General features: G+C 42.3%; 20 protein-coding genes. 5 read left to right on the forward strand and 15 right to left on the reverse strand.

The window, feature by feature from the left end:
• Positions 1-4: 4 nt before the first annotated feature.
• The 3 genes from BV375_RS09420 to BV375_RS09430 all read left to right on the forward strand — a co-directional run bounded on the left by BV375_RS09420 (position 5) and on the right by BV375_RS09430 (position 4,268).
• Entirely contained in the window at positions 5-769 is a 765-nt protein-coding gene (locus tag BV375_RS09420; RefSeq protein ID WP_086759746.1) for a PilN domain-containing protein, read from the forward strand.
• Entirely contained in the window at positions 766-1,539 is a 774-nt protein-coding gene (locus BV375_RS09425) for a pilus assembly protein PilO (RefSeq protein WP_086759748.1), read from the forward strand. Before BV375_RS09420 ends, BV375_RS09425 begins: the two co-directional genes overlap by 4 nt.
• A gap of 284 nt (positions 1,540-1,823) precedes the next feature.
• Entirely contained in the window at positions 1,824-4,268 is a 2,445-nt protein-coding gene (locus tag BV375_RS09430; RefSeq protein ID WP_086759750.1) for a type IV pilus secretin family protein, read from the forward strand.
• A gap of 66 nt (positions 4,269-4,334) precedes the next feature.
• Here BV375_RS09430 and BV375_RS09435 read toward each other — a convergent pair whose 3' ends face one another.
• Together BV375_RS09435 and BV375_RS35880 are read right to left on the reverse strand one after the other, a co-directional pair.
• Positions 4,335-4,685 carry a DUF760 domain-containing protein gene (locus BV375_RS09435; protein ID WP_086759752.1) on the reverse strand — a complete coding sequence of 117 codons (351 nt, stop codon included), beginning with the start codon at positions 4,683-4,685 and terminating at the stop codon, positions 4,335-4,337.
• Positions 4,686-5,000: 315 nt separating this feature from the next.
• Complete coding sequence (locus BV375_RS35880) at positions 5,001-5,183, reverse strand: hypothetical protein (RefSeq protein WP_134075882.1); 183 nt, start codon at positions 5,181-5,183, stop codon at positions 5,001-5,003.
• Between the two features lie 68 nt (positions 5,184-5,251).
• Between BV375_RS35880 and BV375_RS09440 the strand changes: the two genes are divergently transcribed.
• Positions 5,252-8,308: a PAS domain S-box protein gene (locus tag BV375_RS09440; protein WP_086759754.1), complete on the forward strand. Its 3,057-nt coding sequence runs from the start codon at positions 5,252-5,254 to the stop codon at positions 8,306-8,308.
• 66 nt (positions 8,309-8,374) lie between these two features.
• On the opposite strand, the gene BV375_RS09445 is transcribed toward BV375_RS09440, so the two are convergent.
• The 12 genes from BV375_RS09445 to BV375_RS09495 form a co-directional block, all read right to left on the reverse strand.
• Entirely contained in the window at positions 8,375-9,754 is a 1,380-nt protein-coding gene (locus tag BV375_RS09445; protein ID WP_086759756.1) for a hypothetical protein, read from the reverse strand.
• 11 nt (positions 9,755-9,765) lie between these two features.
• Positions 9,766-10,449: an FHA domain-containing protein gene (locus BV375_RS09450; protein WP_086759758.1), complete on the reverse strand. Its 684-nt coding sequence runs from the start codon at positions 10,447-10,449 to the stop codon at positions 9,766-9,768.
• Positions 10,450-10,558: 109 nt separating this feature from the next.
• On the reverse strand, positions 10,559-10,873 hold the full coding sequence (locus BV375_RS37540) for a hypothetical protein (protein ID WP_208099092.1): 315 nt from the start codon (positions 10,871-10,873) through the stop codon (positions 10,559-10,561).
• A gap of 93 nt (positions 10,874-10,966) precedes the next feature.
• Positions 10,967-12,250, reverse strand: coding sequence for a VWA domain-containing protein (locus tag BV375_RS09460; protein ID WP_086759760.1), 1,284 nt, complete (start codon positions 12,248-12,250; stop codon positions 10,967-10,969).
• Positions 12,251-12,313: 63 nt separating this feature from the next.
• Entirely contained in the window at positions 12,314-13,303 is a 990-nt protein-coding gene (locus BV375_RS09465; protein WP_243713888.1) for a protein phosphatase 2C domain-containing protein, read from the reverse strand.
• Positions 13,304-13,309: 6 nt separating this feature from the next.
• The gene (locus BV375_RS09470; protein ID WP_086759762.1) at positions 13,310-13,684 is read right to left on the reverse strand and encodes a four helix bundle protein; all 375 of its coding nucleotides are present in this window, start codon (positions 13,682-13,684) and stop codon (positions 13,310-13,312) included.
• Between the two features lie 50 nt (positions 13,685-13,734).
• A complete protein-coding gene (locus tag BV375_RS09475) occupies positions 13,735-15,915 on the reverse strand; it encodes a serine/threonine-protein kinase (protein ID WP_086759764.1) in 2,181 nt (726 codons plus the stop codon).
• A gap of 52 nt (positions 15,916-15,967) precedes the next feature.
• Positions 15,968-16,093, reverse strand: a complete 126-nt coding sequence (locus tag BV375_RS38685) for a hypothetical protein (RefSeq protein ID WP_279432919.1) — start codon at positions 16,091-16,093, stop codon at positions 15,968-15,970.
• A 54-nt stretch (positions 16,094-16,147) separates the two neighbouring features.
• Positions 16,148-17,356, reverse strand: a complete 1,209-nt coding sequence (locus tag BV375_RS09480) for a hypothetical protein (protein WP_086759766.1) — start codon at positions 17,354-17,356, stop codon at positions 16,148-16,150.
• 200 nt (positions 17,357-17,556) lie between these two features.
• Positions 17,557-18,645 (reverse strand): ATP-binding protein, encoded by a 1,089-nt coding sequence (locus BV375_RS09485; protein ID WP_086759769.1) that lies wholly within the window; start codon positions 18,643-18,645, stop codon positions 17,557-17,559.
• 14 nt (positions 18,646-18,659) lie between these two features.
• A complete protein-coding gene (locus tag BV375_RS09490; protein ID WP_086759772.1) occupies positions 18,660-19,148 on the reverse strand; it encodes a DUF3368 domain-containing protein in 489 nt (162 codons plus the stop codon).
• Positions 19,138-19,392 carry a UPF0175 family protein gene (locus BV375_RS09495; protein WP_086759774.1) on the reverse strand — a complete coding sequence of 85 codons (255 nt, stop codon included), beginning with the start codon at positions 19,390-19,392 and terminating at the stop codon, positions 19,138-19,140. Before BV375_RS09495 ends, BV375_RS09490 begins: the two co-directional genes overlap by 11 nt.
• A 159-nt stretch (positions 19,393-19,551) precedes the next feature.
• Between BV375_RS09495 and BV375_RS09500 the strand changes: the two genes are divergently transcribed.
• Positions 19,552-20,115 (forward strand): Uma2 family endonuclease, encoded by a 564-nt coding sequence (locus BV375_RS09500; RefSeq protein ID WP_086759776.1) that lies wholly within the window; start codon positions 19,552-19,554, stop codon positions 20,113-20,115.
• 38 nt (positions 20,116-20,153) lie between these two features.
• On the opposite strand, the gene BV375_RS09505 is transcribed toward BV375_RS09500, so the two are convergent.
• On the reverse strand, positions 20,154-22,668 hold a 2,515-nt coding region (locus tag BV375_RS09505; RefSeq protein WP_143842039.1), incomplete at its 5' end, for a WD40 repeat domain-containing protein.

Here is a 22,668-nt window from a genome sequence, read left to right on the forward strand (position 1 = left end):
CAGAATGTACAGTCTGGATATTAACTTTCTTAAGGACCGTCCGAGTTTCCAGAAAAAGTCTAGTAAACAGGGAGGAATTAAACTTCCTGTTGGGAACCTAACACCAATGTATCTGGGAGTAGCAATAGGTATTTGCTTCCCGACAGTTGCGACAGGCGCTTGGTGGTTGTTAGAAGCAAAAAATGTTGAATTAGAGCAAAAAGTAGCACAACTAGATCAGGAAAACAAGAGGTTAGATACAGAAATAGGAAATATTAACAAAATTAAAGAACAGACCAACAAAATCAAAGGGGAAACACAAGCTTTAGTCACGGTGTTTGACCAGATTCGTCCGTGGTCAGCTATGTTGCAAGATTTGCGCGATCGCATACCTGCAAGAGTGCAAATTGATAACATCAAGCAAACCCCACCTATTGCTCCAGCCCCAGGGCAACCACCTGGTAATCCCGCTGGAGGAATAGAAATTACCGGATTGGCTCGCTCTTTTAACGACGTCAATGATTTCTTGCTAACTCTGCAACAGTCTCGATTTTTAAAGTCGTCAGAAAGCAAAATTAAGACAGCAGAGTTGGTCAATGCTCCATTACCAGAAGGTGCTGCTAAAAATAATGTAAAAATTCCACCCGTTCAAATTGTCAAATACACTATTCAATCAAGCCTAAGCGATGTTCCAGCTTCTGAATTAATTCGGGAGCTAGAGCAAAAAGGCACCATAGGGCTGGTGACTCGAATTCGTAGTATGCAACAAACAGGAGTCATTTCAAAATGACGCTGAGTGAAGATTTAAATTTTGCAGAACACAATGGGGAATTTGGTCAAGAATCTCCAGCTTACCCCGTGGTGTTTGGGATTAGCTTTACACCCAAAATAATTGGGATTTTGGCAGGGGTTTTAGGTCTAGCTGGAACCTTGTATATAGTTCTAAATCTGTTAATGCCAGCTTGGGATACTTATCAACAAAAGCAAGCAAAAATTAGCGAACTGCAAGGACAAGTTGATCAAAAGAAAGCCAGTATTAAAAAGATTGACCAGGTAAAAGCCGAGTTAGATCAGGCAAAACTGCAACAAGCCCAGGTTTTAACTTTATTTTCTAATGAAAAAACTTTGGATACATTGCTACTCGATCTCAATCGTTTAATTGAGACTGGTAATGTTAAAGTTGCTGTTCCTGGCAATCTGGTGACAGCCAAACTGAAAAAATTTGTACCAGATGTACAGCAAGCACAACCAATTACTGATGGCAGTTTAGGAAAACAGGTAGATGGCAAGCTAAAACGCAGCAATATTGATATTCAAATTGTGGGTACTTATGAACAAACACAATCGATTATCCGTAATATTGAGCGTTTACAGCCTTTGTTGATATTCACTGATTATCAATCGACATTAGCTCCACCAGAGCTTAACTCCACATCAGAAAAAGGAGTGCAGACTAGGGGGCCTGCATCAATTAATACAACTTTCAAGTTACAAGCATTAATGCCACTTAGTCCAGAAGAAATAGCTGCTGCTACTGCTAAAGCTGCTCCCAAGAAGTAACACTAAATAGTGCTGAGTTCTAAGTAGAAAAAAGAAGATTTGCAATTATATCTTGCACCAGTTCTAACAACCACCAGAGGTTGTCAATATAGGGCTGCATAACGAAACTCCTCTTAAGAGGTCTAAATTCTTTCCAGATTTAGTTTTCAGTCTACCTGAGTAGACTTCAGCTACTAGCCCTAGCAATTGAGTTCTAGGCATCCAAGGTTGCTCATTCAGAATGTGGCAACATATCTACTCAAAAATTATTTGTCAACAAGATTTTATCAGGTGAGGAATGAACTGTGAAACAGCTTCACGGTAATAGTTTATTATTGGGTACTGCTGCTTTTATCTTTTTGGCAGCTCAACCAGTTTGGGCAGATACTACCCAAATTACTGACGTACAGCTAAATCCAGTTAATGGTGGAATTAATCTTGTTTTGAAAACATCTTCAGGCTCACGCCCGCAAGTTTTCACAACTAAAAGAGGTAAAGCTTTAGTTACAGATCTTATTAATACTCAATTACGTTTACCACAAGGCAATAATTTCCGCCAAGACAACCCGACTTCGGGAATTGCCTCAGTTGAAATTCTTCAGCTTGATGCCAATAGCATCCGGGTGGTGGTAACTGGAAGCAATAATGCCCCTAGCAATCAACCTGTGGTGCGAAAAGACAATGGCATTACTCTCGGGTTTAGCCCATCCGCAGGTACCACAGCATCAACACCAACACCAACAGCACCAACACCGACAGCACCAATACCAATAGCAACAACCCCATCTACTCCGACCCCATCACAACCAAATACAAAACCAGATGTTCTCGTCCCCAACCCGGAAGTCACGATTGATGGGAAACCGGCACTGCCGTCTGGTCCAGGTCAACCTCCAAACCAGGGACCACCTTTCTTGCCTAGAGCTGTTGCCCCACCAGTGGGGGATATTGCAATCTCTAATACTGATGCGTCTCCCAGTACCATTGACCTAGCAACTCAGGAACGCGTCCCTCGCTTAGTGCTCCGAGATGCGCCAGTGCGGGAGGTTTTATCACTACTTGCTCGTGCAGCTGGTCTTAACCTAGCTTATGTAGGAGGAGAGGGAGCCGCAGGTGGTACTGCTGCCAATGGACAAGCAATCTCTCAAACCATCTCTCTAGATATAGAAAATGAACCAGTACAAGATGTGTTTAATTACGTCTTGCGCTTGAGTGGTTTAGAAGCTAACCGTAGTGGTCGCACCGTTTTTGTGGGATCGAAACTGCCTACTTCCACCCGTGATACGGTGATGCGTAGCCTAAGGCTCAATCAGGTAACAGTGGGAGTCGCACTCAACTTTTTAGTTGGTTTGGGAGCAGAAAGTGCCATTAGCCGGGAACGACTTGTTACTAGCGTCAGTGCTGTACCTGTGGGTAATTCAACAGCCGCAGTCACCCAAACTCAGACAACTACAGAAACCAAACTAGAAACGCAACGGGTTGATTTTAAAGACTCTAACCCGTTACTTAGAGGTTTACAGGCATTAGGAGATGAGCGCACTAATTCCGTTACCTTAATTGGTTCTCCTCGGCTAATTGATATTGCGATGGCTCAACTGACTCAGCTTGATATCCGCCGTCGTCAAGCGGTAATCAACGTCAAAATTGTTGATGTTAATCTCACAGGAACCCAAGATTACAATACCAGTTTTTCTTTTGGGGTGGGGAACAACTTCTTTGCCAATGATGGTGGTGCAGCATCTCTGAATTTTGGTGGCTCTAGACCTGCTACTGCTTCAGAAGCAGCAAGTAGTGTAAATAGTACACCAGTTATTACAAACCCAGTTACAGGATCACCCTTCTTCGATCCAAATAGCAGCGTAAGTATTCCAGGAACTACCCCCGGTACCGTAGTAGTAAACCCAGATGGTACAACTACTGTAACCCAAAATCCCGGAAGTGGAACCTTTTATCAACCTGTTTCTCCTAGTAGTACTAATCCGCTACAACCAGGTTTTTCTCAAATAACTCCAGCAACCAATACTGTTGTTACACAGAACCCTAACGGTACATCAAGCGTCTCACGAGGTACTCTTGGTACAGCTGTTGCATCTCTTCCCTCTCTTTACCAATTCCCCAAACGGTTACTCGCTAGTTTGCAGGCTCAGGTGACAAATGGCAACGCCAAGATTTTGACCGATCCTACCTTGATTGTGCAAGAAGGTCAGCAAGCTCTTGTCAACTTGACTCAGGAAGTGGTAGGGAACATAACTATTCAGACGACAGATACTGCTGGTGGTTCTAGAACAGAGAGACAAATTGATAAGCAGAAAGTTGGCTTGACCTTAAATGTGAAAATTGACCGGATTGATGACAATGGTTTTGTTTCTCTATCGGTTGCTCCGACTGTCAGCGCGCCTACAGCCGCAGAAAATACAGGCAATGGACAAATCATTTTAGTGTCTGAACGCTCTCTTACTTCTGGAATGATTCGTTTGCGAGATGGTCAAACCCTGATTCTCTCAGGTATTATTCAAGACCAAGACCGAACAAGTGTCTCTAAGATTCCTATCTTGGGTGATATTCCTTTAATTGGTTCGTTGTTTAGGAAGACAAACAGAAGCAATGAACGCAGAGAGGTAATTGTATTGCTCACACCTCAAATTATGGATGACTCAGAGCGCTCTTCCTATGGGTATAACTATAATCCTAGCCCAGAAGTGCGGCAAATTCTTGAGCGTCGCGGTTGGCAGCCTTCTGGCAAGCGGTAAAAAGATCAAGAGAGATGAGGGACTTACGGCTCTCTCATCTCTATTAAACCAATACTAGTTGCAGCATTACGACTGTTCGGTGTCTTGGGATTGAACACCTGTAAGTTGTAATGACTTTTCCATTTGTAGTCGCTGTTCGACATTGCGTAGGAAATAGCCATCTACCATCGCAGAACCTAAAAGCTTGCCCAGTTCATCGCGGCTGGTGGTGATAACGGGCTGATATGTGTCATGGGGCAAGTTACCCAAGATCCCAACAATAGCACGTTGAATTAACTGTAATATCTCAGGTGAAGAAGGTTGAGAAAGTTGGGCAACCTTTTCAGGGCCCAGAGATTGTACGTATTGCCATAAATTATTGCTGTTCATTGCTTCAGATTCAAAATCCTCTGGGTTGCGATGGGAAAGGTTACTCATAGCTTTCACTTCAGTTCGCGCTTTACTTATCAATAAATTTATCGGGATAATGATTGCAGCAAAGTCAGCGAAACCGAACTTTCAAGGCGGGGTTTCTTCTACTAAAGCTTTTGAGGTCAAGCAATTATTTGAAAATTTCAGCAGTATTTTAAAAAATTTGTTCTTAACAAATGAGTTGTGTCTAGACACGTAGCAGCTTGTCGTTAAAAGTCTATGTAAGGAGTCAAGTTTGGGGTTTGGTAGTCAAAATATCTGGGCGATGTCTACGATGCTCTACCCCTAAGCATTTGATCTATTCGGGATTAAAATCAACCGCTAAGGACGAGGCAGCGCGTTGGTGTTAGCGTAGCGGTAGCGATATAGGAGCATCCCCCTAATCACCACGTCGTGGGAAGCGAGTCCTTTAGGAGAAACTGCCGAAAGGGTTTGCCAACTTGTAGCAACTGCTTTGCAGGGAGCGCTAAGGAGGAGATAAGGCAATTGTTTACCTGAACTCATACCAGGGAACTCTAGAGTAAGTACACCTAGAACATTCAGGAAAACTAATACGCTACGGTCTCAAACATATGACTCAGCTTTCTCCCACCCACGACGAAATGTTCCCAGAAAAAATACTTCTGGAAACCGAGAGCGATGCAAGCCTCAACAAAGAATTAGTCACTCTCCGACAGAGGGTGGCACAGTTAGAGCAAGAGTTGCGAATACGAGAGTCAGAGTCGTCTCAGCAACAGGCAAATCAAGATCTAGATACTGAGAACTTCTTGAAGCAAGCAAGGGAAGAACGCCAAGCTTTGATCGCAATTCTCGAAGCCAGCGCTGATTTCATTGGCATCGCATCAATGGAAGGGCAACCTTTCTACCTCAACCCAGCAGGACTAAAGTTGGTTGGACTCAAAGATATAGAGGAAGCTCAGACCAAACATATCAGTGAATTTATAGTACCTGAAGACCTGGAACTGCTGCATCAAAAGATTTTACCGACTGTGATTCAGGAGGGTTATTGGCAGAGTGAATTCCGTTTTCGTCATTTTATCACTGGAGAGCCAATTCCAATTGACTATACTCTCTTTGTTGTCAAAGATCTGGTCACAAACCAGCCCATTGGTTTGGCAACCATCAGCCGTGATATTCGCCATGTCTACGACGAGCTTCGCTTACGTAAATGCACTGAACAGCGTCTTTTAGCACAAACACAGTTGTTACAAAGCGTTTGGGAAGGTGTAGACTACGGCATCTTTGTCTTAGATGTTTTGGATGATGGTACGGAGTTCCGCTTTGTAGATTACAACTCAGCGATCGCCTGTACCAGTGGTGTCCCAATGACAAGCCTTTTGGGCAAAACTTTGGCAGAAGCTTTTTCAGAAGATATGGCAAACCTCTACCGCCAGCGCTATGCTGTGGCTGTCCAGTCTGGCAAGACTAACTTCTTTGAAGAGAATTTCTGTGCCAACGGTCGAGAAACTTGGTGGTCTTTAAGTGTCACACCCTTAAGAGATAGTAGTTTGCGCATCCATCAGATTGTCGTTACGGCAACGGACATTACAGAACGCAAACAAGCCCAAACCGCACTGGAGCAACAAGAAATCCTGTACCGCAGTATTTTTGAAAATGTCAGCGATGGTATCAACATCATCGATCTGGAAACAGGAAAAATTGTAGCGGCCAATCTTGCTGCTTGCCAGATGCATGGCTATTCTCAGGAGGAATTTGTGACACTTGAGCCTTCAGAATTTATTCATCCAGATAGCCTGCCAAAGTTTGCAGAGTTTGTTAGCAAAATTCAAGCAGGTAGCCAATTTCACGATCGCGCAATAGACGTGCGTAAAGATGGCACACTGATTGATGTTGAGGTGACAGCAACTCCCAGCCTTTACAACGGTAAAATCCATGCGTTGGCGGTAATTCGAGATATTAGTGAACGCCAGCGTGCCGAAGTTGCGCTTGCCGAAAGCGAAGCTAAGTTTCGCAACCTCGTAGAAGGTGCTAACGATATGCTATGGGTTTGCACATTGGATGGAGTTCTCACCTATCTTTCACCTCAATTTCAAGTCATGTTTGGGTACAAATCATCCGATTGGCTAGGGGAATCCTTAATACCCTTGGTTCATCTAGATGATTTAGCAGTAGTATTAGCTTTGCTCAATAAAGTTTTAGAGACTGGTGAGCAAGGTGCAGGAGTAGAATTTCGGCATAAATGTCTAGACGGAAGCTGGCGATGGGTCAATTCTAATGCTTCCCCAGTCAAGAATGCTGAGGGGAAAACGATCGCATTTCAGGGAATTATGCGAGACATTAGCGAGCTTTACGAGGAGCTTCGCTTACGCAAAGAAATTGAAACTGCCCTAGCTGAAAGTGAAGCTAAGTTCCGTAGGCTTGTGGAAGATGCCAATGATGTGATTTGGGCTTCTCAATTAGATAGTACCCTCACCTATATTTCTCCCAAGTTTCAGGATATTTTTGGCTATGAAGTTTCTGAATGGTTAAATCGCTCGTTTGTGCCTTTGGTTCACCCCGATGATTTACTTGATGTCATGGAATTTCTCAATCAAATCATTGAAACAGGTCATAGTGGCGCGGGGATAGAGTTTCGCCATCCTAGAAAAGATGGAAGTTGGGGATGGGTTACATCGAATGCCTCACCAATAAAAGATGCTGATGGTAAAGTCATTGGATTGCAGGGTATTTTAAGGGATCTGAGCGATCGCAAACAAGCTGAAATCGAACTCCAGCAGAAAACCAAGGAACTGGAGCAAACTCTGCAAGAACTAAAACAAACTCAAATACAGATGATTCAAAGCGAGAAAATGTCCAGTCTGGGTCAAATGGTCGCAGGTGTTGCCCATGAAATTAATAACCCAGTTAACTTTATTCATGGCAATCTCACCCATATTAGTGAATATACTCAGGATTTATTAAATTTAGTAGAACTTTATCAGCAGTATTATCCTCAGCCACCGCAGGAAATTGCAGATGCGATCGAGTTGATCGATGTGGAATTTATCATTGAAGACTTGACTAAAGCCCTCCAATCCATGCGCTTAGGAACTAAACGGATTCGAGAGATTGTGCTTTCTTTGCGGAATTTCTCACGCTTGGACGAAGCAGAAGTTAAGGATGTCAATATCCACGATGGCATCGACAGCACCATTACCATCTTGCACAATCGTTTGAAAGCACAGTCGGAACGCCCAGAGATTCAAATTTTCAAAAAATATGGTAACTTGCCTCTAGTGGAATGCCATGCGGGACAGTTGAATCAGGTGTTTATGAACATCATTAGTAATGCGATCGATGCACTAGAGGAGTACAATCAGCAGCGATCCGACACAGAAATTGCCGCAACTCCCAGCATCATCTCAATTCAAACAGAGGTAACCCAGAACAACAGGGTGCGAATCTGTATCGCTGACAATGGCCCAGGAATAAAAGAAGAAGTTCGCAAACGTCTATTTGATCCCTTTTTTACGACAAAGCCAGTTGGTAAAGGTACTGGCTTGGGTTTATCTATCAGCTATCAAATCATTACAGAGAAGCATAGTGGTAAGTTGTGGTGTGAATCTACATTCGGATATGGGACAAAATTTATTATTGAAATTCCCATAATTTATGCAAACTTGAAATAGTCATTTGTCAAGAGTTAACAGGCAACAGTTTAGTAGGCGATCGCGTTGAATAAAACATCTGGCTTTTCAAAAAGAATACTCTTTGATCCGTGGCATTAATCCAAATAAACTTAAAAGCGCGATCGCACTCACTGCAACTGAAGTTGTCATCTCAAAACCGTCTACATCGTGAAAGCCTTGCTGAATTGCCTTGTCGAAAGCTGCTTGGTTGATATCAAAGCTTTTTTGATTAGTCGTTTTGAACTGCTCAAACGCCCAATCTGACTGTCCTGGTTTGTTACCTATGCCTAAAGCGATCGCTTCTTGATGTTTGCCACTTTTTTCTAACTGACGAATCTGCTGATCAATAGCAATATAGGTTCCCAAGCTAGAGAGATTTGCCAGTGTCGCTTCTTTCTCACCTGCAAAGGTGATATTGTTCAGTTCGTCAGCCAAGTAACCTGTAAACCCATCGACTTTTTTACCTTGGGATTTATATGCTTCTATTACTGACTCAAAGGTCTGCCCATTGGATAATTGGGCGATTTTAGAAACATTGTTGAAAAAAGCTTGTTCGTGATTAGTAGCAAAAGCTGGGTCAAGCAGATAGCGGCTTTCAGCAGCATTGGCGATATAGGCGAGCGCACGAGCTTGACGCAATACGTGCATAGAAGTAAAAGCATCCTCTTTCGCCACCCGAAGATGTTGAGAAGCAGCAAGCAATGCCCCAGCTGTGTAATTCAAAAAGGCAATAGCGATCGCAGTTGCGATTAACAGCAGCGGATTAAAGGTGCGGCGCATCCGTTGACTGAGAAACATTTGAAGCCCAACCAGCACAACGATCAGTGCTAAACCAATTAGGAAAATCGAAAATATAGATTTTCTGGTTGCAACTTGTTTCTCAGCGTAGGTATCTTCTAAAGCTTGCAGATTTACCTTGTCTAACTCATCGGCTGTTGGCAGAAGTGTTTTATCGATGATTTCGGCAGCTGCGCGATAAGCAGCAAGCATTGCGTTAGTATCACCACGTGCGTGAGAGTCTCGTGCTTGCTGGATTTTAGCTATGTAGTTACCTAACCCCAGTTGCATAGTCTCAATCGGTTTACGCTCTTTGTCGCCAAAGGTGATATTCTCGGCCGCAGCCACTAACCTTTCAGTAACTCTTAGATATCGCTCTTCGTAATCCTTAACGGCTTGTTGGTTTTGCCCTGTGGGCACTAGCAGTTCATTAGCGACATTAGCATCCATACCAGCAAGCCCATCTTTGAGGCGTTGAGCAGTAACGATACTTGGGGTAGAGTCTTGACCAACGGTTTTGATACCCTGCCTCTGTGCTTGAACTCCGCTAATAATACTCAGTAGCAGTAAGACACTCGTTGCCCAGGTTAAATATAAACCTCCCTTAAGCAGTTGCGGGGTTGTGAGTCCACGAATTGTTTTACTTGAAACTGCGATGATTTTACTCATATTTTTAATATCTATGATGATTGTCGGATAGCTTTAATCACAACCCGAGTCCAATGACCTAAAGTGAATTCGTCTCCGTCTTGTAGAGGAATATCCACCATTGGCTTTAACTCTACGCCTTTGAATTGCGTACCGTTAGAAGAGCCAATATCGCGCAGAGTGAATGTACCATCTGCTTGACGGTTTAATAAAGCATGACGGTGAGAGACAGCATCGTCAGAGTCCAGCGCAATTTCTGGGTGAATTGCCCGGACTTGGCTATTACGACCGATGAGATTAGTTGCTTTTTCTAAGGGAAATGTAATAGGTGCTCGGTCAATTGGGGGTTCTGGACTTTCGGGATGACGCAGAGAGGGGTCGATTGTAACTACCACCTCCCAACCTGTAACGGGAAATTGGGGAGTAGAGGAAGATGTGGAGAAAAAACTTTGTTTTTGTGTTTCCTTTTCTTCTTCCTTTGGGGAATTAGCGATCGCTAATTCTCCATGTGCCTTAGTAACAAAGTTATAACCACAAATTTCGCAATAGTTGCCACTATCAGGTTCGTGGGGTGCACTACAATCTGGGCAGGTTTCAACATTCGTTGCATTCTGAGCTATTTTTTGTTCAGATATACCAAGAATTTTGGCTCCACAGTCTGAACAAAAATCTGATTCAGTTGATTCGTGTCCTTTAGGACATTTATATGTAGACATACTTGCTTGTATACTTCTTCTCAACGCCAAGAAGCAATATAAACTTCACTAAAAGTTGATACCTTTCCATACATTTTCCGTAAGAAAGATTTTCAATACTTTTTGCAAATTACCGAGATAACATAATTAACCAATTACCTAAACCCAATCCCAAGCTGATAACTAATATTGCCCACCAACGAGGCGTTAACAACTCCAGCCCTTTCAAGTTGGTAATATCTTCTCCACGAGCAATTCGCTCCTGCTGATACCCAGGAAATAATATCAATCCTAAGCCCAGAACAAAGAAAGATGGTCCAATTATGCTTACCTTTAGATAAAAGTAACCTTTGTGGAGCGCCAAATCCCAGTTCCAGATTGTCAAAGCCGCCGCGATAGAAGCAATGAAAAATCCACCAAATCTTTCTACTGTTCGTGACACCATAACCGTCGCTTTACTCCTATTCAAAATTAAAATTTAAAAAATTTAGTTAAGGTCATGCCTTTTGCTTCTAGACTCTTGACTCTAGAGTTTTGGCTAATTTGAAGATTTGGGAATGCGAGTAGTCTTAGTAGAACGAGTTTCCAATGCCATAGCGTCTTCCTTGGCTACTTCTCGCTTCAGCCGTACTGTACCTGTAGGCGCATCCTGTATGTCAACCACAGTTTTTAGCAGTTTGGCTGTGGCTTCGTTACCAGATTCATGAGCTAGTTTCACTGCTTTACCTAATTTGGCTGTAGCGACTTCAATATCACCTCTAGCACGGGCTTCCAATCCCTCTTGAATAGATTGGGCAAGTTCTGCCTGTCCTGTATAGTGAGCAACCCGGTTATTAATTTTGGTAGATTTAGCATCATCGTCTGTCCAGGTTGCCAAGATTCGAGCTTCGACAACTTTAGTTTCTATACCGTTGAGGGTGTACACTAAGCTTGCCCGACCCGCTAACATTTCATCACCAACATTGCCAGGATTCACCTCAATGCAGAAGTGGTAATCACGCGACTCGTTGCTACCCCAAGCACCAGTAGGGTAATCCAAAATCTGCGGTTTGACGGGTTTGGCACGCTGGGTAAGGTCAACAATGTCTGGACTCACCTGTTTGCAGAACAGTACTTTTGCTCCTTGGGGTGTCCACAACCGCATGGTTACGTCGCTGACATCCTTGCTCATGGCTTTTTCTAAAATCGCCCGAAAATCAGCTTCAATCATCGCAGCGTTGGGAATGATATCAGTCGTACCGAGGAGTTTATCTGCAATTTGTTGGAGTTGGGCGACTCGCCAATCAGTACCAACGCCTCGGCAATCGCACTGAAATACACCTTCACACTGTTGTAAAATCTTTTTCAGTTGTTGCTCATCTGAGTCGTCGTTCATGCCATCGGTAAGCAGTAATGCTTGTCGAACTGCATCAGGTTTCTTTTTGAACTGTGCCAGCGCCTCAGTTAGCCAGGTAGACATAAGAGTGCCACCATTAGCTAGGATTTTTTTAATTGCTGCGATCGCCTCCGCTTTCTTTTCTAGAGTAGCTTTAGATACCGGGAAAACTACACTTGCTTTACTTGAGCCAGTCACAATAAAGAAGTAGGCCTCCTCTGGTAGCAAACTCACAACTTTGACCATTGCATCCTTAGCAGCATGAATCTTACCGCCACCCATTGAACCGGAGACATCGCAGATAATGCCAAAAAGTCTGCCGTTGTTGGGAGTTGCTGGTACACCATCACCTTTTTCAACGCTGACAGTCATGATGGCATGAACTTCTTTGGCACCTTGAGGTAAATATTGGTTTTGAAAGACTTCGGCTTTAAATTGGTTAGACATAATATTTCTGAAGATATGAATTTAATCAACCACAGAGGCACAGAGAAAGATAAAGAATTTAGTTTATAAAGCGAGAACTGCAACTGTGATGTTGTCATGTCCACCACTTTGTCGGGCAAATTCCACCAGGCTACGAGAAACGCCGATCGCATCTGTAGCTGATGATTGCTGCACTAGGTTAGCCAATTGCCAAGGTTCAGGGGCATAGTTCCATAGCCCATCGGTACACAGGAGTAGGTATCCCGAACCAGGAATCCTAAAGTTCACAATTGAGGGGATGGAATCTGCAACTGCATCTGCTCCTAGCCAGCGAGTAATCGCATGAGCTTTAGGAGATTGTGTAGCTTCAGCTTCAGTCATTTCTCCGGCTGCTACTACTTCATATAACCAGGAATCATCCTGAGTTAATTGTTTGGAAACGTTAGGAGAAATCCAATAAGCGCGGCTGTCACCTAGCCAACCAATAGTGGCGTTATGGTTATGGACAATAGCGGCAACAATGGTAGTGGATGGTGGATCGGAATTTACACTAGATAGATAAGGAATATTACATACAGATGTGAGAGCAGCGGCAAAGGCTGATTTAATCGCTAACTTTGGGTTTTCTTCTGTTTGCCAGGCAGTAGCTAGTTCCAAAGACGCACTTTCACCAGCAGTTTGGGCTGCTAAATCAGGTTGATCGGCACTGGAAACTCCATCGCAAACTACTAAGATATTTACCTGAGAGTCATTTATATGTTGTAGAGCCAAAAAATCTTCATTGCGGTGATGTCGCAAACCGCGATCGCTCACTCCGGCTAACTGTGAGTTAACTATAACTTCTAGGCGATCGCGCTCCTTTGGTTCTCTGCGAAATCCACAATTGGTACAGTAGCCCTCCGCGTCTATTGCTTCGTTTCCAGCACCGCATTTTTCACAGCCTTGTATGGTTGTTGGTGGTTTACTTGCAGTCAAAGGTGTACCGCATTCTTCACAAAATTGATCGTCTGCTAGGACGGATGCACCGCAGCTCAAACATTCCATAATTGTTATTTGTTGTTTGTCATTAGTCATTTGTCATTAGTCATTTGTTTGTGGAATATTACCGATAGATTTGAGATATGCATTAAGTTTTGGTGCTAATTCGTTGATGATTGATTTAAGTGCATCTACTTGAATAGTAGTTAGAAGGTTACGACTGTAGGCTCTCCTGAGCCAGTGTTGAGTTTCATTCAAAGATCCTCTTGCTACACGGATAAAACGTCGATTTTCTGGGAAAGTACCTCGCCCTGAACCTTCTGCCAAATTTGCCCCAATGCTATCAGCTGAGCGCACAATCTGTTTACCAACAGTATCTTTAGCAAATTGTTCCCAGCAATTTACAATTTTCCAAATTTCATCTGCCAATCGTTCTGCTAATTGATAAACCTGCAAATCTTGAAACCTCTTACTCAATTCCCTTCCCTCTTAACTAATGACAAATGACAAATGACAAATGACATTTTTTAAATTAAAGTTCTCGGACGTATCTTATTTGCCTGATCAACTAAGTGAATTTTCTCCTTTCCGCTGGACAGATGCGCCATGTCCCGCAAGGCTTTTTCTAAGCCTTTTCTCAGATGGATTTCTTGGAGGGGTTGTCCTAGAATTTTCAGATCGGCAGCAGCTTGGAGTTGCTTTGAGGTTAGTAAATTCAAGGCTGTTTCTAAAACTTGCTTAGTCAAGCGATGACGATCCATACCTTCCAAGGTTAATGTTTCAATTGCTGTGGAAGCTGCTTGGAGTTCTTGAGAACCGGGAGCAGAACGATCGCGATTAATTAAAGTCCGGGCAATTTCAACTCGCGATCGCGTAAATAAACTAGAGGCTGGCGGTACACGTTCCAATGCGGCGACTGCACCTTTGCGGTCTCCAGTTGCACACAGACAACGAGCCAATCCAAATGCGGCTGTTACATAACCAGGATCGGTACGCGATACCAGATCGTACATCTTAATTGCTAGTTGATAATTTTGCGCCTGTTCTGCTGCTAAACCCAGCGCTAGCTTGGGAGCTAACTCGCCCGGTAGGTCAAAATAAACTTGGTCAAATGCTTTCTGTGCTTCTGTGGCTCTATTCTGCGCCATCAAAACACGTCCCCGATACCAGAAAATGCGCCAGTCCCAAGGATCTTTCGCTTCGACTTTTGCTAAAGATTGCTCTACTTCCTCAAAGTCACCCACATCAATCAGGGTATTTGCTAATCGTAACCATGCTTCGCTGGAAGTTGGAAATTGCTTGACGACCACATCTAAACTTACAGCTCGCTTAACTGGATCGGCGATCGCACTGGCGTTAAGCACTGCATTAAAGCCAGAATCGCTGGCATCTAATATGGGTATAGGTAATTGTTGATATTCTGGTTGAATGGGTTCCAAGCTACCGCTGTGAGTCAGAGCCAACATATCGCCGCTCAACAGATTGCTGGTAAATGGACGGGGGAGATTAGTTGCGATCGCCACGACTTCCCGCAGCACACCCAATAACTGATCTGCCATTTCATCGGCTGACTGAAAACGGTCATCGGGATTTTCCGCAGTCGCTTTAATTAAGAAGCGATAAAGTGATTCTTGTTGGACAAATAACGGTTCTTCTTGAGGGCTGGGTAAGGTGTAGAGGTGTTCTTTACTAAAGCCTTTAATATCAGTGAGCAGTACCGCCAAAGTTCTCCCAATAGTAAATAAATCGGAAACAACTGTCGGACCTTCACCTGCTTCTGGGGCGCTGTAACCTACTGTGCCGTAAATATCGCCATCCAGGTCATCTATGCGGCGGACACCACCTAAGTCAATGAGCTTGACATCGCCGCCTTCGACCATGATATTGTCTGGCTTGAAGTCGCAATATACCATGCCTAAAGAATGCAAATAAGCAAATGCACTGAGGATGCGGTGAATATAAGCGATCGCTTCTGCTACTGGTAGCGGCCCCCGACTTTTGCGAATTTCCTTGAGGGTTTTACCGCCAACATACTCCATGACAATAAAACCCTCAGTACCGTGGTTGACAAAGTTGTAAATTCCCACGATATTGCCGTGTTTTACAGCTGCGAGGAACTGTCTTTCAGCCACAGCAACGGCTGCACTAGCTGCATCTTCAGTATTCAGCAGTCCCTTTAACACTACATAGCGAGATAGGGTTTTATCAAAACCTAAGTAAATCCAGCCTAAACCACCATAAGCGATCGCTCCTTTGACTTCGTATTGCCCCACAACTAAATCACCAGGATTGAGGCTAGGGATAAACGAATACTTTTGTCCACACTTGCTACAAAATCCCTTTTCTCGCCGCAAAGGATGATTGCAATTACTACAAAAGCGCTTATTCTCCGGCACCATTGGGTTAGGAATAATCGCTTTTTCTGGCTCAGTTGAAGGTAGTTCTGGCACAGAGATTAACCCTGCTCCCAGTTGTCTGCGACTACTACGGGCAGAAGTACCACTAGTACGTCGCGAACCCTTGGAACGGTTGGTTAAGGGAGATGAACCTGTACCCGTAGTCACTGGTGAACTTCTAGCTGTAATAGTTGCGCTTTGCTTCTGGCTGCTGAAATTTTGAGATTTTACCGCCGCCAACCCGCAGACATTACAATAGCCATCTTCAATAATGCCAGTGCATCCATTTCGCGTGCAGCGATCGCTGTTCATTTAAATCTCCTGATTAGTCATTTGTCATTGGTCATTTGTCATTGGTCAAGAGTCAAACTCGCAATTTTGGTTTTAAAGGCGCAACTTCCAGGCTCAAAGCTGCAACATTCAGGCTCAAAGCCTCAACGTTCAGGCTCAAAGGCTCAATTTCCAGGCTTAAAGGCTCAAAAAATATCATAAATTTACAATGCAGTTTGTCCCCTTCTTCTCCCTTGTTTCATCTATAATTCCCCTAAGATTTGCCATTTAAACGCTTTTCATATTGAGAGACTAATTCAGCAGCTTTGTCTAAAGCAGTAGGACGTGTATACAAAAGTTGCTTTGCTTGTTCAGCTAGCTCGGATAGTTTGGCATCTTCAATCAATCCCTTGGCGAATGCTTTGGCTTTGAGAGCATCCAAGCGTCCCCGTAACTCCCGACGGCTGTCAAGGAGAGTAGTATTAGCTGTGTATGCTCGTTGTTCCGATGCAATGTACTCTTTAGCTTTGTTCATCCAATTGTCTAAGCCGACCATAACTGGATTGACTAAACCCTCCGCTAGCTTAGTTTCTAACCTTGTCAGCCATTGACTGAGCGCATCTAATTGGACATCAGTTAATGGAGTTTGCTGTATTAAATAATTCACAATTTTTTCTTGGCTTTCCGCAAAAGCAGCCACAGAACTTGAGTGGATTGTAGTTAATTTTTCTAATAAATCGTGAGCGATCGCAAATTTCTCTCGGATTTGATGTTGCTGTTTCAGCGCTTGTTCTACAACCAATTTCACTTTTGCCAGCATTGGCTTAATCTGTTGTTCAACCTCTGCACTCACTCCCAGAGGATCTTGTTCTATACGTTGACGCAATGATGCGATCGTCGCCTGAGATTGAACTAATTCACTAAGAGAATTGGAATCTAGGGATTCTGCTAAGTTTTGCAGTGAGTAGATTTGAGATTCTGCATCCGCCAGTATGCGATCTAGATTAGCCCAAGCCGCATCAACAGCTAAAACTGTATCTCTAGCAACAGAGAAAGCATCATTCATCACTTGGAGTAACTGTGCAGGTGCGATCGCATTTGCTATGTGAGTAGCAGTCAGTAGTTCTCTGTCTGCAAGCGGTGTTTGCACAGATGCTAACTCAATTGAGGCTCCTGTTAACAGTTGTTTTACCTCATAAATTTTCTGTTCACTTGCCAAAAAGCGTGGTAATTGCTGTCGCAACTTACTCGCCTTCTCCACTACCTGCACTAATAAGTCGAAGTATTGAAACAAATCATTCATCGCCTCCAGCGCTGGAGTCACCCGCGTCGCCGTGATTCCTGTTAAATCCACTCTGGGAAAGCTTGGACTACCACAAAGTCGCTGATATGTTGGCTGTTCTTGTAGTTCTAGAAGATTTTGGCTGACAACTTTGATTTTATGTTTCCAGTCAGCTAAAAGTTGATCAATTTCATCTGTCACAGCGCTGACTCCTGTATCAAAGAGGCTGTTGTGGATATGGGCGATCGCTATCTGCTAACCAAGCTATTATATGTATCTTTTTTTCTAACAACTCGTGCTTAATTAATATTGAAGATTTCCACTTTCCTTCTTTAAGTCAAAAGTAGCGTGTGTTATGCCGCAAGCTAACGCACCTTAAATTTGCGATCGCCTTGACCATATTAAATTTTATCTGCCAACCATTCACGAAAACTCGAATGATAAAAGCTGTAATATTTTTCTTCTGCTATTTGTTCTTGGTGTAAAAACTCAAACCAATTTTCTAACACTTCCTCAACATCATATTCATCTGCATTAATTAGTTGTGCAACTGCTTCTATAGATATAGACTGCTGTTGTTTGACTAAAACATTCAAGACAGCGAGGCTAAATTCCTCATCTTGATTTGCAGCCATCATTTTTTGCCAATGCTGTTGATAATATGCATTTAAACCAGATGGAATTTGATTGTAGTGTAAAGGTTGCGAGTAAAAACCCTCAGCAATAGCAGATAAAACCTGACTGATGTACATAAAATTATTTTCCGATTTAGCAGCAAGGCTAGTGCAAAATTCTTGCTCACTTATCTGATGATTACTTAGCCAAGACTTTATATTTTCGTAAGTTAAATATTGCTGAATATATGTTTGAATATCTTGTAGAGTTTCTTCTGAGTAGCCTGCTAAATCAAGAGTCTGCGACGGCGTTTCAATTAATAAACCCGATTTCTCTCTCAAAAAAGGTCGGCGAGTTAGGAGGAAATAAACCCCATCTGCAAGATAGCGGGGAAGATAAAATAAATTTGTACCTGGGGATTGACTATTGCGGTCAATGCGGTCTAATCCATCAATAGCAATTATCAGTTTTTGATTAGGTTCTAACTCATCGCTGATTTGCTGAATTAACTGATGTAGAAACGTCACATGAAATGTCTCTACAGGTAACGTCTCTACATTGAATATCTCAACAAGTTGGGTGCAAATATTGCTAATGAATTCCTCAGCGCGATTTTTACCCTCAAGTTCAACGTTGTAATAGACAACATGAGGATTATCTATCGCATACTTGGCGAGAATAGCACTTTTACCGCTACCCGGAGCGCCTGTGATAGTGAAGTAACCCTGGTGATAACGCTGAATAAACTCTTGAATAGCCGTAAACACAAATTCATGACCGACAAAATTATGGCTTTGTTCAGTAATAATTTGCTCAAACTGTGTTGGATGTCCTCTGGAATTGATTGTAGTGGGTGGTCTGGGTGGTGAATTCATAATTATTTTTGTTTTTATTCTCCAGCTTGTTGTTTAAGCAAATTGACCACAGTATCAGATAACCATAAACCAGCATCACGTAAGGCTTGAATTCCGGGAGACACGCTTAAAATTATTCCGCGTCGTTTTGCTAGCACTATTAAGCCTCCCGTACCAATGGTGGTAATGCCTAACGATTGGCCGCAGCGCCGTGCTGCTCTATCATCAACAACGGCTGCACAATCGGAAGTTGTCAAAGCTAGACTTAATACTTGTGACTCTCCTAAACCCAAATCCCAAGCAGCAATTTCAGGTGATACAGCCGGAATTTTTACTATTTGTATCCAAGAAACACTAGGCAATTGTCTTGAGGCTGCATCATCTTCCCCTGCTGAAGTAACTTCTGTAAAAACACCTTCGGGAACAATAATTTCTTTAAAGAGTTGTGGGAGTAATTCTGCTTGTTTACTTTTAAATAAAACAATCAGAGGTGAAGAGTTGATAATGATGCCGTTAATCGACATTTGTCATTTCTTCGGCTAGTTCTTCTGGAGTGTATTGCATAAAATCAACTCGGTAACGAGAGAGAGCATTAATAAACTCTGCCCTTGTTAATCCGGCAATTTCTGCTGCTTTCGCTTGAGATATGTCGCCTAACTCATACCATTTTACTGCGGCGGCAATCCGCATCTCTTGAACGAACTCTTCAGGGTTTTTGCGGAGAGCCGAAAATACAGTTGATGGTAATTGGATTGGTACTGTTTTCATAAAAGCGTCTTATTTACCTAATATTATGTTGAATTAGAAGAAAAGAAAAATACACCTAGAGTTGGTAGTGACAACCAGATAAAGATTTTGCTGGTAACTGTCCACCATACTATCTATTTTGGAGAATAATTAATAGATAAGACAAAAATAGAGGTAGTTATAACTGTGCAGTTATTAAGATGCAAGTTCACAGTTGAGCAATATCAGAAAATGATTGAGTTGGGGATTCTTACAAAGTATGACCGAGTAGAACTAATCCGGGGAGAGATTATAGAGATGTCGCCTGTTGGAACAAAACACGCGGCTTGTGTCAGGCGACTGAGTAATAAGTTAGGTCAAAGTTTGGGAAATAGCATCATACTTTCTGTTCAAAACCCTGTAGTGTTAAACGATAACTCACAACCTCAGCCTGATGTAGCATTACTTAAACCCCGTGATGATTTCTACGCCACTGCACACCCCCAACCCCAGGATATTTTTTTATTAATTGAAGTAGCTGATTCCACTATCGAGTATGACCGAGAAGAGAAAATTCCTTTATATGCACAAGCAAACATTATTGAAGTTTGGTTAGTAGATATTAACGAGCAAATTGTCGAAGTTTATCAACAACCAACAGCCGCAGGATATCAGCTTATGCAAAAATTTGCTTGCGATCAAGACTTATCAATTACAGCCTTCCCCGACATAAACATAACCGTCAACGAAATTCTTGGACACTAGTATCCTGTGTAGTTTATCAAAGAATTAATAATTACGAATTACGAATTACATCCTATCTTCTCAAGACGCAAAAAATGCAACTTTCCTGATTGTTCCCCTGCCACAATTGTCACGCCATCAGGTGCTACTGCACAACAATGAATGGGGCTGTCTCCTGTAAATGTAGCAATGACCTGTCCCGATTCTAAATCCCAGACTTTGAGGGTATTATCATCTGAGCCAGAAACTACCTGCTTGCCATTGGGAGTGACAGCAACAGCTTTTACTGAATCTCCATGACCATTCAAGGTGGTAATAGTGAATGGTTCTTTTCCAGATTCTATATTCCAGACTTTAACGGTCTTGTCATCGGAAGCAGAAATCGCCTGCTTGCCATTGGGAGTGACAGCAATAGCTCTCACTGCACGACTATGTTCTGTAAGAGTATATTGTTCTTGTTTAGTGTTATGTTGTTTTTCTGTAGTGAATAGATTCCAAATTTTTAGAGTAGTATCAGATGAACCAGAGATCACCTGGGTACCATTGGTAATAATAGCAACTGCATTTATTGATTCGTTATGACCAGAATCAAATTTTCTACTCTCTAAGTAACCATTGGAGTCAAGGTACAGAGTTCCTACATTAGTATCAACTCTAAAGCTAGATAAGTGTTTTTCAATTTTGTTAATATTAATTGTGAAGGAATAGTCTTGCCAATTATGTTGTTTATCTTTTGCAAGAATTAACCATTTATAGTCAGAAGTGAAGACGAAATCATTTTCAAAGAAATTTAACTTTAATATTTCTCCAGTTACTAAATACTTGATTTTAAGAGGTTCATAATATCCTATATTCCTTTCAGGCTCTGATTTATATTGTTTAAATTCCTGCAATTCACGGATAAAATAAAAATATTGATCGTCATCTAGTGATTCGTAGATATCTGTTATATCATCCGATTCGAAAAAATGCGAATATTCATCTAGCGCTTGGTAAGTATCTTCTTCGGTTTGCCAAAAATCGGAAATTTTTATCTTGCCGTCCCACTCAATTTTGACTTCTTTTACATTACTATTAACTTGCAAATTAGACAATTTCATTTCTTCTCCCTGTTCCATAACTTTAATAGTTTTCCCATCTTTTGACACTAAAATCCAGCATTTACCATCTGATGTAGATTGAAGATCATCTTTTGAATTGAGAATTATTTTTTCATTTGTTTTTGAATAAAAAATTTCAATTTTTTCGTCGTCTGATTCGTAACTAATAGGAAAAGTCATAAGATTTTTTCCTAATGCTAAATCCCAAATTTTAAGAGTTTTGTCATCACCAGCAGAAATCACCTGTCTACCATCAGCAGTGACAGTAACTGCTTTGACAGAAGCAAGATGACCAGAGAGGTTCCGCACTTGCTTTCTTGTTATCCAATTAATTAAAGATGAAAGAAAAGTTTGCTTTTGTTTCAAATTCCAAACCTTGAGAGTTGTGTCATCGGAAGCAGAAATGACTCTTTTGCCATCGGGGGTCATGGCAATTGCATTTACCGAGGCTGTATGACCAGTCAGGGTGATTACTTCTTCCTTTGTTTCCATATTCCAAACTTTGAGAGTTTTGTCAGCAGAGGCAGAAATCACTTGCTTTCCATCGGGTGTGACTGCAACAGCATTTACTGAATTGCTATGGGCCGTAGGAGTAAGTAGTTCCTCCTTTGTTCCCAAATTCCAAACTTTGAGAGTATTGTCGGCGGAAGCAGAAATCAATTGCTTCCCATCCTGAGTGAAAACAACTGCCTTTACCAAATCGCTATGATCAGTGAGCTGAAAAAGTTTTGCCCCTGTCTCCGGATTCCAGATGGTGACAGAATTGTTGGCAGAACGAGAAACAACTCTGAATCCTTCGGGAATAACGGCTACTGCAATTACTGAATCGAGATGATGATGAGGTGGTTTGAACAGTTCCTTTGCTGTATCTATGTTCCAGATTTTAAGCTGGTTATTCGATGAAGCGGAAATTATACTTTTACCATCGAGTGCTATGGCAACTGCAACTACTGAGCTACTATGACCATTAAAGGAACGTATTTCCTCTCCTGTTTTTAAATTCCAAACTTTGAGAGTGTTGTCAGATGAAGCGGAAACCATGTGTGACCCATCGGGAGTAATTGCAATCGCATTAACTGAATCACGATGTTTAAATAGAGTAAAAATTTTATTACCTGTTGCTAAATCCCAGACTATAACAGTCTTATCCAAGGAACAAGATACCACTTGCTTATTATCAGGGGTGATAGCAATTGCGTTAATCCAGTCATCATGACCAGAGAGACTGAAAATTTCATCACCTTTTTCTAAATCCCAAACTGTGAGAGTCTTGTTCAAGGAAGCAGATATCAATTTCTTACTATCGTGAGTCACTGCAAGTGCCTGTACTCGACCATAATGACCAGAAAGAGTAACAATTTCATCACCTGTTGCTAAATTCCAGACTTTGAGAGTTTCGTCTTTAAGAGTCTTGTCGACCTCAGAGGGTGACAACCTACCTATAAAGGTTGCTGCATAAGGGATAGGGCATAGA

Origin of the sequence: Nostoc sp. 106C (genome assembly GCF_002154725.1) — a bacterium.
GTDB lineage: Bacteria > Cyanobacteriota > Cyanobacteriia > Cyanobacteriales > Nostocaceae > Aulosira.